Source organism: Flavobacterium sp. PMTSA4 (assembly GCF_032098525.1).
GTDB lineage: Bacteria > Bacteroidota > Bacteroidia > Flavobacteriales > Flavobacteriaceae > Flavobacterium > Flavobacterium capsici.
Map to the genome: position 1 here is coordinate 161,847 of NZ_CP134890.1, position 15,514 is coordinate 177,360.

Sequence of the window (15,514 nt, forward strand, 5' to 3'; positions counted from 1 at the left end):
TAAATTATATGATTAAGAAAATTAATTTTATGTGTCTTGTAGCCATTTTGGCATTGCAAGTTTCTTGTAAAAAAGAAGTTGGTCCTTCAGAGAATGATTCAAATCCAAGAATGGATGAGAAACATGGATTAATTAGACCAGAAGAAATCCAGAAAGAAGAACTTTCAAAACCAGTTGACGGTAAATATCCTGTAATGACTTTTGCAGAAACTGAATTTGATTTTGGTGAAATTAATCAAGGAGATAAAGTTGATCATATTTTTTCGTTTAAAAATACAGGAGAAGCTGATTTGATAATAACTCATGCTCAAGCATCATGTGGTTGTACTGTGCCAGAATATCCAAAAGAAGCAATTAAGCCAGGAGAAAGCGGAAAAATAAAAGTAACATTTAATTCAGCTGGAAAAAGTGGCCAAACTATGAAGACTATTACAATATCTTGTAATACAGAATCTAGAAATGAATTACTAAAAATAAAAACCTTTATAAATGTTCCGAATAAGGAGCAAAAAAAATAATTACTATGGGAAATTTAAATCAGTTTTTACCTTTTTTATTAATGTTCGTGGTTATCTATTTCTTTATGATTAGACCACAACAAAAGAAAATTAAACAAGAAAAAGAGTTTGATGCGTCGTTAAAAGTAGGTGATAAAATAATTACTAAAAGTGGTTTTCACGGAAAAATAGTTGAGTTAACTGATTCTTCAGCAGTTATGGAAACTATGTCAGGAAAGTTAAAGATTGAGCGTTCTGCAATTTCTTTAGAATTAACTGCTGCTTTGAACAAAAAAGCATAATTAATATTTGATTAATAAAAAAAGTCCTTTCATTTGAAAGGACTTTTTTTATCGGTATTTATCATTCAAACCTCTGTTTTCTAAAATCATTGGTTTTATTTTTTCAAAACGAGTTATTTTTGTTTTTTCTTGTTTTGCAGTTGCCATATATTCCCAAAATTCTTTTTGCTTATATGGTGTGAATTTAAGAAAAGCTTCGTTTAGTAATGAATTATTATTCAATTCATTCTCAAAAAAATCACATTTCATTGCTTCCTTTTTCTCGGGTTTTATTGAAAGTCCTTTTTTCTCGTTTTCTATGGCTTCATTAATGTACTGAAGAATCAATTTTTCATTAATTTCAGAAGCAGATGTTAAACGCCATTGGCGTAAACCTTTAGTAACGCCTTCATTGGCATTAATCAAAACTTTGGATTCATCTTTTAAGAAAACACCATTCCAAAACCAAATAGTAAAATAGTTTTTGAAACCTGCAATTCCTAAAACATTTTTGTTGTTTAACGTATAAACTTCACCACCCCATTTATTGGTTTCCACCAACTCAGTTTTATGGATAATTTCCCGAAGTTTACCCAATTCTTCAGCCCATTGATTGGTTTTATCCCAAGTTTTCCTTTCTTCCATTGTTGAAAAATTACTTTTTCTTTTTTCCTTTTTTTTCTTTTTTCTTTTCAGTTTTAGAAAAATCAGTTGTAGCAGTAAGTTCGGCAATTTTCACAATTACATCTACTGCTTTTTGCATACTTTCTACAGGAACATATTCGTATTTTCCGTGAAAATTATGTCCGCCAGCAAAGATGTTCGGACAAGGCAAACCCATGTATGAAAGACGACAACCATCAGTTCCGCCACGTATAGGTTTAATTATTGGTTTAATTCCTAAGTTTTTCATTGCTTTTTCGGCCAAATCAACAATAAACATTACTGGAACTACTTTTTCCTTCATGTTATAATATTGATCTTTGATTTCGCAAATCACAATGTCTTCGCCAAATTGTTTTTCAAACTGCTTATTGATTTTTTTACATATTTTATGAACTAATTCTTTACGCTTGATGAATTTTTTCATATCATGGTCACGAATAATTAATTCCAATTTGGTTTCTTCAATGCTTCCTTGAATATCTGTAACATGAAAAAATCCTTCATAACCTTTTGTTTCTTGAGGAATTTCATTTTTTGGTAATTCATTAATGAAATCATTAGCAATCAACATCGAATTAATCATTTTCCCTTTTGCGTAACCAGGATGAACACTTTTTCCTTTGAATGTAATTTTTACGCCTGCAGCATTAAAGTTTTCATATTCTAATTCACCAATTTGACTTCCATCCATAGTGTAAGCCCAATCGGCACCAAATTTTTTCACATCAAATAAATCGGCACCACGACCAATTTCTTCATCAGGTGTAAAGCAAACTCTAATTTTTCCGTGCTTAATTTCTGGATTCTGGATTAAATATTCCATTGCAGTGACAATTTCTGTAATTCCAGCTTTGTCATCTGCGCCAAGTAGCGTTAAACCATTAGTAGTAATTAAAGTTTGACCTTTGTATTGCAACAAATCTTTGAAATAATTTGGAGAAAGTATGATTTTTTCTTTTTTATTTAAAACAATATCGCCACCATCATAATTTTTTACAATTTGTGGTTTTACATCTTTTCCGGTAAAATCTGGCGTTGTGTCAAAATGAGAGACAAAACCAATAGTTGGTACTTTTTCTTTAACATTTGAAGGTAATGTTGCCATTACATAACTGTGTTTGTCAATTGTAACCTCTTTCAATCCAATAGATTTTAGTTCTTCAACTAATTTATTGGCAAGATTCCATTGTTTTTCAGTACTTGGAGTTGTTGTTGAATTCGGGTCAGATTCTGTGTCAATAGTTACATAACTAATAAAACGGTCTATAATATGTTGCATGAAAGTTATTTTTTTCAAAGATACTAATTCAAAAAAAACAAATTCAAAATTCTTTACATAGGTTTCGGATTAATTTCTTTGGTAGATATCGCAGAAACTTTGTCCTCTTTATTTATGGTAACATACAATTCTCGCTTGTATAATTTTTTTTGATAAGAAATCATGTATCTGAAAACATGCTCTTCGGTCACAGGATTAAAAGTTATTTCTATTAAATCCAAACCAAGATACTTTCCGTTTCTCATGTTTATCTTTTTGCAAGTAGCCGAAATGCGTTCTGGAGTTGCATTATCAATGACTTTTTGAGTGGCTTCGTTTGGACTAAAAACTTTAAATTTTGAAGTGTTACAAGTTTCTAAAAGACGATTGCCTAAATCAAAAGCTCTGTCTTTTTTAATTGATTCAACTTCACTTGGAGAAACGGTTTTTATAGCTTTTGAATCAAAAGAATCTGAAGTTGCTTTTTTTGATTTACACGAAGCGATAAACAATAAGACTAAACAAAAAACAAATATTTTTTTCATGAGCATGGTTTATTTTAAAACGAAATAAATAGGTTTTTAGTATAGAAAATTTTCAATTAACATTACTGTTGTTAATGTTTTTCTGTTTTATTTCATTAAAAATCACTATCTTACAAAAATAACTTAAAATTTGAAATCATGAAAGAGAGTAATTTGGAAAGTATTCAGAGTCATTATAACAAATTGGAAGACATAAAGAATTCCTATGAAAGTTTGATGCAAAAAATTGGTCAGTTACAAGTAGATTTATTTAACAAACCAGACAGAGATTTAGAGAAATTCCTTGGAACACTTAATGGTAAATTAAGTCAGGTAAACCAAGATTTAGTTGATAAAACGCATGAATATTATAATGAAAAACTCTTGCCAGCTCAGGGATTAGAAGCGAGGAATTCGGCAGAAGAAGATGCTGAAGTTTCTGAAGAACAAAATAGATAATTCATTTTACGTATTAAAAAAAAGCCAAAGTACTTTTAGTGCTTTGGCTTTTGTATTTTGGTTCAAATTTGTTTAGTATAAGCTCGGATAATCACTCGGATTAACTTCTTGCATAATCGAGTAGATTTTTTCAAAAATATCCTCAGCAGATGGTTTTGAAAAATAATCTCCATCGGTACCATAAGCTGGACGATGCGGTTGTGCAGCTAATGTTTGCGGTTGACTGTCTAGAAGTAAATATCCTTTTTGAACTTCGAGAATTTGTTGTAAAATATAAGCACTTGCACCTCCAGGAACATCTTCGTCAACAACTAAAAGTCTGTTGGTTTTTTCTAAACTTTTTGCGCAATCATGATTTATGTCAAAAGGCAACAAAGATTGTGCATCGATAATTTCTACATCTATGCCAAAATTCAATAATTCTGCAGCAGCTTGTTCTACAATTCTCAATGTTGAACCATAAGAAACAACAGTAATGTCACTTCCAGATTTAACCGTTTCTACAACACCAATTGGAGTTTTAAATTCACCCAAATTGGTTGGCATTTTTTCTTTTAAACGATAACCATTTAAACATTCAATTACCAACGCAGGTTCGTCTGTTTCCAATAAAGTATTATAAAAACCTGCTGCTTTGGTCATGTTTCTTGGAACTAAAACATGAATACCACGAACAGCATTAATAATCATTCCCATTGGTGAACCTGAATGCCAAATTCCTTCTAACCTGTGACCACGCGTTCTAATAATTAATGGCGCTTTCTGTCTCCCAGCAGTTCTATATTGTAAGGTTGCTAAATCATCACTCATGATTTGAATGGCGTAAAGCAAATAGTCTAAATACTGTATTTCTGCAATTGGACGCAAACCACGCATAGCTAATCCAATTCCTTGTCCAAGAATTGTAGCTTCACGAATACCTACGTCGGCAACACGAAGTTCACCATATTTCTCTTGCATTCCTTCTAAACCTTGGTTTACATCACCAATATTTCCTGAATCTTCTCCAAAAATTAAAGTTTCAGGATATTTAGAAAAAATAGCATCAAAATTATCTCTTAAAACCAAACGCGCATCAACTTCTTCAGACGATTCATTATAGTTTGGTAAAACTTCTTTTGAAGTTAAAACATTTGAATTTGATTGTGAAAATAGGTGCGAACTAAATTTTGGCTGAATTTTTTCAGTATAATTTTTAATCCAATTGGCTAATGTTTGTTGTCCATTTTCTCCTGCAACTAAACGCAGCGTTTTTCTAGCAGTTACTAATAAATCTTTTCGAATAGGTTCTTTTATTGCAGCTAAATCATTAGCATTTTTTTGAATAAATACTTGATTTGGACTTGAATTTGCAATTGAATTTAATAAAGTTACTAATTCATTTTGCTCAGCTTTCATAGGAGCAACAAAGGCATTCCAAGCTGCTTTTTTTCCTTCTAAAACTAAGTTTTTTGAAATTTCATCGATAGAATCTAATTCAATTTCGGTTGCAATATTATTTTTCAATAACCAATTACGCATTTGAGCCAAACAGTCAAATTCTGTTTCCCAAGCCAATCGTTCTGCATTTTTATAACGCTCATGCGAACCCGAAGTTGAATGTCCTTGCGGTTGAGTTAGTTGTTGAACATGAATAATTACAGGAACATGTTCTTCTCTCGCAATAGCAGAAGCTTTTTGATACGTTTCTACTAATGAAGGATAATCCCAACCGTTTACTCTGAAAATTTCAAAACCATTATTTTCTGAATCTCTTTGAAAACCTTTTAATATTTCTGAAATATTTTCCTTAGTTGTTTGATGACGTGCATGAACCGAAATACCATATTCATCATCCCAAACACTCATAACCATTGGAACTTGTAAAACTCCAGCAGCATTTATGGTTTCAAAAAATAATCCTTCAGAAGTTGAAGCATTACCGATTGTTCCCCAAGCTACTTCGTTTCCTTTGTTAGAAAAATTAGTGAACTTTTCTAAATCTTTTACATTTCTGAATATTTTTGAAGCTTGTGCCAATCCCAATAAACGAGGCATTTGACCTGCTGTTGGAGAAATATCAGCACTTGAATTTTTTTGTTGCATCAGGTTTTTCCAGTTGCCATTTTCATCCAATGAATGTGTGGCAAAATGTCCACCCATTTGACGTCCAGCACTCATTGGGTCAAAATTCAAATCGGTATGACCATATAAACCAGCAAAAAATTGTTCTACCGAAAGTTGACCAATTGCCATCATAAATGTTTGGTCACGATAATAACCCGAACGGAAATCACCATTCTGAAATGCTTTGGCTAAAGCTAATTGAGGAACTTCTTTTCCATCGCCAAAAATTCCAAACTTTGCTTTACCAGTTAGCACTTCTTTTCTACCTAATAAGCTGCATTCACGACTTATACGAGCAGTTTTATAATCATTTAGCACTTCGGCTTTGAAATCTTCAAACGTCATTTCGGTTTTTAATAGCGTTTCGGTCATAGTCTAAAAAATATTTCGGAAGACAAATTTAATTAAAAACTATCTAGTATTTGTTGCTATTACTAAATAATCGATGAAGTATAACTAATTTTCGGCTTAAATACCTCCAAATTATTAGAAAATAATCAGAAAACTATTTTAATGAATGATAATAGTTCAAAAAAATATGATTAAAACCACTTTCTGGTGAATAAACTAATTAAAGTTTCAGGATTAAATGTTACAATAAAACGAATTCGTTCTCCATAATTTTGCTGACCAATTTCCCATCCATTACTTGAATAAACTGGAAAATAAAGCTCAAAATAATCGGTAACCAAATTTAGTCGAACACCACTATCATAAACAAATTTAGCGTCGGTATTTTTATTTTTTATAACACCCAAATCGCCATAAACTTCTATCCAATTCCAAATGTTAGTACTTGCATTTGTAGTAGTCATCCATTGGTTGGCAAACCTGGTATCAAGCTTGGATTTGAAAAAACCATCCATAACAATAATTTGTTGGCTAAATAATCCTTTAGTTTCTGAACGACCGAGATAATCGGATTCGAATAAATAATCTGAAGGTCTATCCAATCCGAAATCAAAATAGTTTGAGATTGTATTATTGTAAACAAATGTTCCTGCAAAAAAGCGCAAATTTACCTGACGGTTATTGTCAAATAATCTTCTGTATTGCATTTCTGCGGATAGTTTTCCAAATGTTTTTGAAACTTGAACATCACCAAGAAAGTTAAAGTGATTGGTTACTTCTGTTTTTCCATTATAATATTTTGCATTAAAAACTTGATAACTTTCTGTGTTTTCATCAGTAATAAATGCAGATTTCTCTCTATTAACTATTATTTCTTTTATTTGAATACTTTCTTTTCGATTATCTCTTAAATTAGCAGGTCTAAACCGCATTGAAACAGTTGGGTTTAGTTTTGTATAATAAGCATCAGGTGCATAATGAAGGTAATGTCCACCCATTATGTATCGGATATTATACAGCTTACTATCTCTATTGTATTGGTTTACATAGAAAGCACCTTTTCCTGAAATATTTTTAGTTTTTGTAGAGAATGTCGGGTTTAAATCAAAAATAAATGGTTTGTCTAAAATGGTTTTATTGTGAAAACGCATTCCTGGTTGAAATCCGTCATAAAGATTGTATTCTAGTGTTGGTACATAAATAATTTGATTATAAAAAGGATCTTCCAAATCTTTAAAAAAGTTAAACTTTATAGGACGATTATTCAATCGAAATCCACGAAGCGATTGCCAATTGTTTCTCAAATTAAATTCAGGTACTATATTTTCATAATTGATTACAATTTTTTCAGCATTATTTCGAGGAAAAGTATAAACGCTGTCTTTAGTAACCGAATCAATCCAATGTTTAAATACAATTTCTTTGTCTTTAATTCCATAAACAGGAATTGGAACATTAGTTTCAGTTTTGTTTTTTATGGTAAAACTAACGCTGTCTTTAGTTTTTGAAATAGAATTGAATTTGTAGTCAATGATATCTCTGGAGTTAATAATTTTGTCAAAAAACCAATCTAATTTCTTTCCTGATTTTAATTTTAAGATGTTTTCAAAATCAGATTCAGAAGTTTGCTGTTTTTTGTTTCTTTCATAAAACTCTTTAATACTTTCAGGAACAATAGTATGATTTAGATAGCTATCTAGATACTTTAAACTCAAACCTGCTCTATATTTTGAAGCAATTTTTTCATTAAATTTTATCAAAGTATTTTTTGGATTTCCAAGAGGTTGATCTAAATTTTTTCGAGCCATTAACATGTAGAAATAACTGTATTGTCCGTTAAAATCTAGACTAACTAAGTTATAACCACGTAGTAATTTAAGTTTAGAAACATTCCCCATCATTTTACTATCTGGATGAAATTCTTCGATGTATTTCATCATCAGATACACTTGAATTCCATCATAAATCCAGTTTTCGTTTCTTTTATTTAATTGCAAAGTGGAATGCAGATAGTTGTTCAAATAGGTTTTTAAAAACTTAATTTCATAAATGAATTCATCTGGAAAAGGACTTATAAAATTTGGCAATTGATTCAATCCATAAAATGGATTTTTTTCATAATCGGCTTGAGAAAGTGTTATTTTTTTATGCGGATATTGTCCTAAATTTTCGGTGACATAATTGACAATTTTATCAATAACAATAGCTCGTTGAATATCATTTAATCTGGTGTCTTTTAAGTTAGTAATTACTTCAATGTTACTATTTTTAAAACTCAAGAATTCACCTTTTTCATCAAGGTATAAACTAAAGTTTAGTCTTTTTTTACCACTTAGCTGATAGGTTTTTTGGTTATGATTTTCAGTAACACTTATTTCATCTAAGTCAGTAGATAAAAATAGATTTGAAGGTGTTTTTATAACTACATCAAAATCGGAAAGTGCATTAGCATCATCATCTAAATCAACATTGTTTTGTTTTACAAATCCATGATTTTCATATCTTGAAGGTGTTAAATACCATTCTTTTACGTTAAATTTTCCATTTTCTCCATAACCATATTTGGTAAATTGATTACTTGGTAATTTAACTATATAGGTAAGTTTTAAAACCCTTTTTTCATTTGGTAAAAGTTTATTTCGAAGTCTTACCTGAATAACATCAGGATAGTTTTCATCTCGTTCCCAAGTTAGAAACATATTAGTTTCATTTAGAATCGTAATGTTGGAAGTATTTCCTCTTTCTTCTCCTTTTGCCAAATGAAAACCTCTTTCAAATTCGTCTGAAAATCTTCGGGCTAATGGAGTATTTTTACTGGAATAGGCATTATTCCAATCATTTAAAACAATAGCTGATAAAGTATCATTGGTTTGATTGAAAAAAGTCAGCTCTTGCATGACTGTTATGGTTTTCTTTTCTTCATTGTATTCAGCAACTAGTTTTGAATGATGTTGAGAAAAAGAAGTAACAGAAAGCAAAAGCATGCTCCAAAAAAGTTTTAACGATAAAGTTCGGTTATTTAGGTTTTTTGGAGCAAGCATTTTTTATGAATTAGAAGTTTGGACTCAGATTGTATTTTTTATAGAAATTATCTAAAGTTTCAACTACTTCATCGGCAGTATCAACAATCTTGATTAAGTGCATGTCTTCAGGACTAACCGTTTTTTCTTTTTCGATTAGTACCGTTTTTATCCAATCAATCAAACCTGACCAAAATTCAGAACCCACTAAAATAATCGGGAATTTGCCAATCTTTTTTGTCTGAATTAAAGTAACCGCTTCAAATAATTCATCTAACGTTCCAAAACCACCAGGCATTACCACAAAACCTTGTGCATATTTTACAAACATCACTTTTCTAACAAAAAAGTAATCAAAGTTCAGGTTTTTGTCTTTATCAATAAATGGATTGAAATGTTGTTCAAAAGGTAACTCAATGTTTAACCCAACCGAAGTTCCGCCACCATGATGTGCACCTTTATTTCCTGCTTCCATAATTCCTGGTCCGCCGCCAGTTATTACACCATAACCAGCTTTGCTGATTTTATAAGCAATTTTTTCAGCCAGTTGATAATATCTGTCATCAGGCTTTGTTCTTGCAGAGCCAAAAATAGAAACACAAGGTCCAATTCGAGCCATTGATTCATATCCATTAACAAACTCAGACATGATTTTAAAAATAGCCCAAGAATCGTTGGTTCTTATTTCATTCCAATCTTTTTGTTTTAATTTTTCATGAATTCTGTCTTCTTCATTTTCAAATTCGTCTTTCATAGTGTTTATTGTTTTTAATATGTTTTTATTGTTAGAGCAAACATGCTAAAGTAAATCTTTTTTTAAATCATTTAATAAAAAAGAGAATGTTTTAACACAAGTTATTTTAGTAAAACGCTTTATAATAATTATTCTCAATAAAATCTACTGATTGTTAATGGTTTATTTAAATAGTGTTTTTAATTTCTTTTTTAATAATTAGTTTCTTAAAAATACGTTACGCACAAATAAGTGGATTTTAAATGTTTTGAACTTTGTTTGATTCTTTTTTTAAATCTATATTTGTGAAAAGTAACCTATAAAATATTTAAAAGTGGCTAAAAAACTAACTATTCTATTTTCTCTTTTTTTGTGTGTCTATGCATCTGCACAAACTTCTTCATCTATTGTAAATCAGCTTAGTTCAGAACTTCAGGTTGTTGAAAACATTAAGACTAAAATAAGTCAAACCGTTAAAGAAGTTCAACCGGGATTACTTCAATTAGAAATGACTTTTACAAACATTAAAGACGGTAAATCTGTTGTTGAAAGTTATGAATTTAATATGGCTGATATCGATTTGAACACCATCAGATCTTTCACAAACAAGGATGTTATTCAGGTTCAGTTGTTGGCTGCTAAAAAGCAAAAAGTAATTAAGAAAACAACCGATAACACTAAAGTAAAATTTGAAGAAGAAGTTTTTGTCTATGCTAAAAACATTGATAACGGAAGAAATTTAGTTGATATTTTTAAATCATTGGTTCCTGTATCTATTGATATTGTCGAAAAAAGATTGTCTTTAAAAACTTTTCAGGACCATATTGATTGGTTGGTTAATAATGTTAAAACCGTAACTTTAGAAAACAAACAATTCGTTCAAAAAATAACTCAAAATTCTAAATATGCTAGCAAGTTAGAGTTTTCAGTAGATGAAGTTGCAAACCAGAAATCGGTAAACACAACTTATGTATTCAATTTGGCAAACATTAATCCTAATTCGGTTTTTGCTGAAGTAAAAGGAGATTTCATAGAAGTAAATCTGGATACAAAAAGAAAACTAAAAACAGTTAAAACATTAGTTGCTACAGAGCAAAAGGACTATAAGAATAACTTATCAATTTATTGCGAAAGCATTGAGAAAAGTAGAGACTTGCAAAAAGTTTTAAAAGGAATTATTGCTTTGGCTGAAGATAAAATTGAAAACGCTGTTCCTAAAATAAAAAATGTTTCAGAAGGTCTAGCAAATATTAATGATTATATTAAAACAGTCACAGTAAACAATGTGGCATACAATCAAAATATTGTTGGAGATTGTGTAGCCACTATTAATTTAAAAGAATCTACACCTTCAAAGACAACTGATGAATCGTTTACTTTAAACTTTAAAGATTTGGCAAAAAACTTAGTGAAATACGACACCAGCGGTAAAAATGTTTATGTAGAAATTCAAACCAAAGGAGGAAAAAACTTTTTGAAGCATGTTGTCAATCAAGAGCTTAAAAATTATGACAAATCAGTAAGATTTGAGTTCTCTGAAGTTGAAGATGCAATTATTTCTGCCAAACTATTTGAAACGATTATCGAAAAATGTGAAGCTGCTGAAACAAAATTAGTTGGTACCAAAAAAGATTTACTAAATCAGGTCAAAAGCACAATTAAAAAAGTTACCATCAATACGCTAACTTATGAGCAGTCACTGGAGATTCAGGATAATAATATCTTATTGTTTAAAAGTACCGAAGTAACTCCAAAAAACAGTAAATCTAAGGTTTATGAGTTTAACATGAAAGACATTAATCCTGCTAATTTAAATTTTAATACTTCTGGAACTACGGTATTTGTAACGTTAAACACCAATTACTCTGAAAAAATTATAAAATATTATGAAGACGGAGCTATTAAAAATTATCAGAATACTATCGATATTCAGGCAACTGATATAGAAGAAGCTCGATTAATTTCAGATTTATTTAAAAAGATATTAAATCAATAAAACAAAAAAGTCGCTTTTTAAAAGCGACTTTTTTATTGCAATTCTTTTTTCAGGAATTTAGCCGTATAGCTTTTATTGTTTTTAATAATTTCTTCAGGCGTTCCTTTGGCTACTACTTCGCCGCCGCCTTTTCCGCCTTCCATTCCAATGTCAATGATGTAATCGGCAAGTTTAATGACGTCCATATTGTGTTCAATTATTAAGACAGAGTTACCTTTATCAACCAGTTTATTTATTACATCCATCAGCACACGAATGTCTTCAAAATGCAAACCAGTTGTTGGTTCGTCCATGATATAGAAGGTGTTTCCCGTGTCTTTTTTAGATAATTCGGTTGCCAATTTGATGCGTTGTGCTTCACCACCAGAAAGCGTTGTGCTTTGTTGCCCGAGTGTGATGTAACCCAAACCAACATCCTGAATAGTTTTTACTTTTCTATATATTTTCGGAATGTTTTCAAAGAAGTCAACTGCTTCATCAACGGTCATGTTCAACACATCCGAAATAGATTTTCCTTTATATCTGATTTCAAGAGTTTCACGGTTGAAACGTTTACCCATACAGGTTTCACATTCTACATAAACATCAGGAAGGAAACTCATTTCAATAGTTCGAACTCCCGAACCTTCACAAGTTTCACATCTTCCTCCGGCAACATTAAAACTGAAACGTCCTGCTTTATAACCACGAATCATGGCTTCAGGTGTCATGGTGTATAGCTTTCTGATTTCTGAAAAAACATCAGTATAAGTTGCTGGGTTGCTTCTTGGCGTTCTACCAATTGGGCTTTGGTCAATATCAATTACTTTATCGATGTGTTCTAAACCTTCAATCTTTTTATAGGGTTGTGGCTTCTTTACCGCATTAAAGAAATGTTCGTTCAGAATAGGATAGAGGGTTTCATTAATCAAAGTCGATTTTCCACTACCCGAAACTCCTGTTACACAAATGAGTTTTCCTAAAGGCAATTCTATCGAAACATTTTTTAGATTATTACCAGTTGCTCCAGTTAGTTTTAAAAATTTGCCATTGCCTTCACGACGTTTTTTAGGAACTTCAATTTCCATTTTTCCACTCATGAATTGCGCAGTAATGGTGTTTTCCTGCATCAATTCTTTTGGAGTTCCAATACTGATGATTTCGCCACCGTGTTTTCCTGCTTTCGGACCAATATCAATAACATAGTCGGCGCGTTCTATCATGTCTTTGTCGTGTTCGACAACAAGAACCGAGTTGCCAATATCACGAAGATTTTCAAGTGAATTGATTAAGCGTTCATTGTCGCGTTGATGCAAACCGATACTTGGTTCATCTAGAATGTATAAAACACCAACCAACTGCGAACCAATTTGCGTAGCCAATCGAATGCGTTGTGCTTCACCACCAGAAAGTGATTTGGAACTTCGGCTTAACGCTAAATAATTCAAACCAACATCCATCAGGAACTGAAGACGCGATTTGATTTCTTTCAGTATTTCCGTAGCGATGGTTTTTTGTTTTTCAGATAAATGCTTATCCAATTCCTGAAACCAAACAATTAGCTCCGAAATGTCCATGTTGGATAAATCGGCTATGTTTTTCTCGTTGATTTTAAAGTAAAGCGATTCTTTTTTTAGACGTGAACCTTCACAAACCGGACAATTAATTTCGTCCATGTATTCTTTTGCCCAGCGTTTTAAAGAAGTTGAGTTGCTTTCGTCGTATTGGTTTTTGATGAAATTAGAAATCCCTTCAAAGTCAATTTTATAGTCTTTGGTTACACCAGCCGCTTTTGATTTTATGGAGAATTTTTCATTACCGCCATTCATAATCATGTCTATGGCTTCGGCAGGTATTTTCTCTATTGCATCGGTTAGTGTGAATCCGAATTTTTCTCCAATGATTTCTAACTGTTTAAACATCCACGATGATTTGTATTCGCCAAGCGGAGCAAAACCACCATTCTTGATGGATAGTTTCGGATTCGGAATGATTTTCTTTTCGTTGATTTCGTGAACGATTCCTAAACCGTTACAAGTATCGCAAGCACCTTTAGGCGAGTTGAATGAAAAGTTATTCGGTTCCGGATTAGGATACGATATTCCAGTGGTTGGACACATCAAAGTTCGGCTGAAAAAACGAACATCATTACTTTCGTGTTCTATAACCATCAGGATATTTTCGCCGTGATACATCGCTGTGTTGATGCTTTCTGCAAGGCGTTTTTGAGTTTCTTCGCTGTTGTTTACTTCCAATCTATCGATTACAATTTCGATGTCGTGGGTTTTATAACGGTCAAGTTTCATGCCCGTAACGATGTCTTGAATTTCTCCGTTGACACGCACTTTTAGAAAACCTTGTTTGGAAATTTGTTGAAACAATTCGGCATAATGTCCTTTTCTGGCTCTGATGACTGGAGCAAGGATATTGATGCGTTTTCCGTTGAAGTTTTCGATGATTAAGTCTTTGATTTGTTCATCGGAATAGGAAACCATCTTTTCGCCAGTGTTGTAACTATAGGCATCGGCAGCACGGGCAAAAAGCAAACGCAGGAAATCGTAAATCTCAGTGATTGTACCTACTGTTGAACGCGGACTTTTACTGGTGGTTTTTTGCTCAATGGCAATAACTGGCGAAAGCCCATCTATTTTATCAACATCTGGTCGTTCCAATCCACCAAGAAATTGACGCGCATAAGCAGAAAAAGTTTCGATGTAACGGCGTTGTCCTTCGGCATAAATGGTGTCGAAAGCTAACGATGATTTTCCCGAACCCGAAAGACCAGTAATGACTACCAGTTTTTCGCGGGGAATGTTGACATCGATGTTTTTTAGATTGTGTGCTCTCGCACCAATAATCTCAATAACTTCTTCTGGATGATTCATAGCAATGGGCAAAACGCAAAAATACAATTTTCAAAGCAGATTTTAAAGGTACAGTTTAGAAGAATTTTATATTTTTGGGGAAATAAGAGAATAGAATATAGATGGTAGACAATTAAGTAGTAATTAGTGATTAGTAGTAAACAATAAACTTTTAACCTCTTAAACACATAAACTTTTAAACTATAAAAAATGAAATTACTAGGCATAGGTTCAAGATTAAAGCATTCAGAGTATGGAGTAGGCGTGGTGACTAACGTAACTTCTAAACATTATTGGGTGACATTTATTGAAAACGGATTGGAAACCATAGCTATTGATAGCGAGTTTGAAGTGATTGAAGCACTGGAAGACGAAGTAGACACGATTAGTTTTTATGAAGTAGAAAAAACATTGAAAAACCTGTTGATGCGCTGGAGCGATGTTTCGCCTACAGTGGCTATTGCTGATAAATGGAAAGGCGGAAAACTGGTGATGGAACCAGGAACGGCAACGCAAAACAAGGAAGTGCCTATTGATACTTTTTTTAATAAGATTGTCATGGTTCGTGACCGACTGCGCGTGATGGAACAAAAAATAAATTCAAGTAGTTTAGATAATTCTGAAAAAGTGGAATTGCAGCAATACATTACAAGATGTTACGGTAGTTTGACTACTTTTAATGTGTTGTTTAAAAACACCAGCGATTATTTTGTAGGTGAGAAGACGAAGTAAAATTAATTAGCAACAAAAAAGGAAGCTCTAAAGCTTCCTTTTTTTACA

12 protein-coding genes are annotated in these 15,514 nt (G+C 31.9%); 5 read left to right on the forward strand and 7 right to left on the reverse strand.

The window, feature by feature from the left end; all coding sequences use genetic code 11:
• The first annotated feature begins 8 nt into the window (after window positions 1-8).
• Both RN605_RS00770 and yajC read left to right on the forward strand, forming a co-directional pair.
• Window positions 9-518, forward strand: coding sequence for a DUF1573 domain-containing protein (locus tag RN605_RS00770; protein WP_313321500.1), 510 nt, complete (start codon window positions 9-11; stop codon window positions 516-518).
• Window positions 519-523: 5 nt separating this feature from the next.
• Window positions 524-799 (forward strand): preprotein translocase subunit YajC, encoded by a 276-nt coding sequence (gene yajC, locus RN605_RS00775; RefSeq protein ID WP_313321501.1) that lies wholly within the window; start codon window positions 524-526, stop codon window positions 797-799.
• A 48-nt stretch (window positions 800-847) separates the two neighbouring features.
• On the opposite strand, the gene RN605_RS00780 is transcribed toward yajC, so the two are convergent.
• From RN605_RS00780 to RN605_RS00790, 3 genes are read right to left on the reverse strand one after another with little or no spacing between them, the layout of a single operon-like run.
• Window positions 848-1,423, reverse strand: coding sequence for a DUF1801 domain-containing protein (locus RN605_RS00780; protein ID WP_313321502.1), 576 nt, complete (start codon window positions 1,421-1,423; stop codon window positions 848-850).
• Between the two features lie 10 nt (window positions 1,424-1,433).
• The gene (gene pepT / locus RN605_RS00785; protein ID WP_313321503.1) at window positions 1,434-2,723 is read right to left on the reverse strand and encodes a peptidase T; all 1,290 of its coding nucleotides are present in this window, start codon (window positions 2,721-2,723) and stop codon (window positions 1,434-1,436) included.
• Between the two features lie 53 nt (window positions 2,724-2,776).
• Window positions 2,777-3,247, reverse strand: a complete 471-nt coding sequence (locus tag RN605_RS00790; protein ID WP_313321504.1) for a hypothetical protein — start codon at window positions 3,245-3,247, stop codon at window positions 2,777-2,779.
• A gap of 138 nt (window positions 3,248-3,385) precedes the next feature.
• Here RN605_RS00790 and RN605_RS00795 point away from each other — a divergent pair, with 138 nt between their 5' ends.
• On the forward strand, window positions 3,386-3,685 hold the full coding sequence (locus RN605_RS00795) for a hypothetical protein (RefSeq protein WP_313321505.1): 300 nt from the start codon (window positions 3,386-3,388) through the stop codon (window positions 3,683-3,685).
• 72 nt (window positions 3,686-3,757) lie between these two features.
• Here the strand turns inward: RN605_RS00795 and RN605_RS00800 are convergent, their stop codons facing one another.
• The 3 genes from RN605_RS00800 to RN605_RS00810 all read right to left on the reverse strand — a co-directional run bounded on the left by RN605_RS00800 (window position 3,758) and on the right by RN605_RS00810 (window position 9,916).
• Window positions 3,758-6,163, reverse strand: coding sequence for an alpha-ketoacid dehydrogenase subunit alpha/beta (locus RN605_RS00800; RefSeq protein ID WP_313321506.1), 2,406 nt, complete (start codon window positions 6,161-6,163; stop codon window positions 3,758-3,760).
• 170 nt (window positions 6,164-6,333) lie between these two features.
• Window positions 6,334-9,183: a gluzincin family metallopeptidase gene (locus RN605_RS00805; RefSeq protein WP_313321507.1), complete on the reverse strand. Its 2,850-nt coding sequence runs from the start codon at window positions 9,181-9,183 to the stop codon at window positions 6,334-6,336.
• Between the two features lie 10 nt (window positions 9,184-9,193).
• Window positions 9,194-9,916 carry an LOG family protein gene (locus tag RN605_RS00810; protein WP_313321508.1) on the reverse strand — a complete coding sequence of 241 codons (723 nt, stop codon included), beginning with the start codon at window positions 9,914-9,916 and terminating at the stop codon, window positions 9,194-9,196.
• A gap of 313 nt (window positions 9,917-10,229) precedes the next feature.
• On the opposite strand from RN605_RS00810, the gene RN605_RS00815 reads away from it, so the two are divergent.
• Complete coding sequence (locus RN605_RS00815; protein WP_313321509.1) at window positions 10,230-11,891, forward strand: hypothetical protein; 1,662 nt, start codon at window positions 10,230-10,232, stop codon at window positions 11,889-11,891.
• Window positions 11,892-11,923: 32 nt separating this feature from the next.
• On the opposite strand, the gene uvrA is transcribed toward RN605_RS00815, so the two are convergent.
• On the reverse strand, window positions 11,924-14,755 hold the full coding sequence (gene uvrA / locus RN605_RS00820; protein WP_313321510.1) for an excinuclease ABC subunit UvrA: 2,832 nt from the start codon (window positions 14,753-14,755) through the stop codon (window positions 11,924-11,926).
• A 189-nt stretch (window positions 14,756-14,944) separates the two neighbouring features.
• Here uvrA and RN605_RS00825 point away from each other — a divergent pair, with 189 nt between their 5' ends.
• Entirely contained in the window at window positions 14,945-15,466 is a 522-nt protein-coding gene (locus RN605_RS00825; protein WP_313321511.1) for a hypothetical protein, read from the forward strand.
• Window positions 15,467-15,514 lie beyond the last annotated feature (48 nt).

Bases quoted from the DNA above. Each gene is read 5' to 3' on its own strand.
- RN605_RS00770 (WP_313321500.1), top strand. From the start codon at position 9: ATGATTAAGAAAATTAATTTTATGTGTCTTGTAGCCATTTTGGCATTG.
- yajC (WP_313321501.1), top strand. From the start codon at position 524: ATGGGAAATTTAAATCAGTTTTTACCTTTTTTATTAATGTTCGTGGTT.
- RN605_RS00780 (WP_313321502.1), bottom strand. From the start codon at position 1,423: ATGGAAGAAAGGAAAACTTGGGATAAAACCAATCAATGGGCTGAAGAA.
- pepT (WP_313321503.1), bottom strand. From the start codon at position 2,723: ATGCAACATATTATAGACCGTTTTATTAGTTATGTAACTATTGACACA.
- RN605_RS00790 (WP_313321504.1), bottom strand. From the start codon at position 3,247: ATGAAAAAAATATTTGTTTTTTGTTTAGTCTTATTGTTTATCGCTTCG.
- RN605_RS00795 (WP_313321505.1), top strand. From the start codon at position 3,386: ATGAAAGAGAGTAATTTGGAAAGTATTCAGAGTCATTATAACAAATTG.
- RN605_RS00800 (WP_313321506.1), bottom strand. From the start codon at position 6,163: ATGACCGAAACGCTATTAAAAACCGAAATGACGTTTGAAGATTTCAAA.
- RN605_RS00805 (WP_313321507.1), bottom strand. From the start codon at position 9,183: ATGCTTGCTCCAAAAAACCTAAATAACCGAACTTTATCGTTAAAACTT.
- RN605_RS00810 (WP_313321508.1), bottom strand. From the start codon at position 9,916: ATGAAAGACGAATTTGAAAATGAAGAAGACAGAATTCATGAAAAATTA.
- uvrA (WP_313321510.1), bottom strand. From the start codon at position 14,755: ATGAATCATCCAGAAGAAGTTATTGAGATTATTGGTGCGAGAGCACAC.
- RN605_RS00825 (WP_313321511.1), top strand. From the start codon at position 14,945: ATGAAATTACTAGGCATAGGTTCAAGATTAAAGCATTCAGAGTATGGA.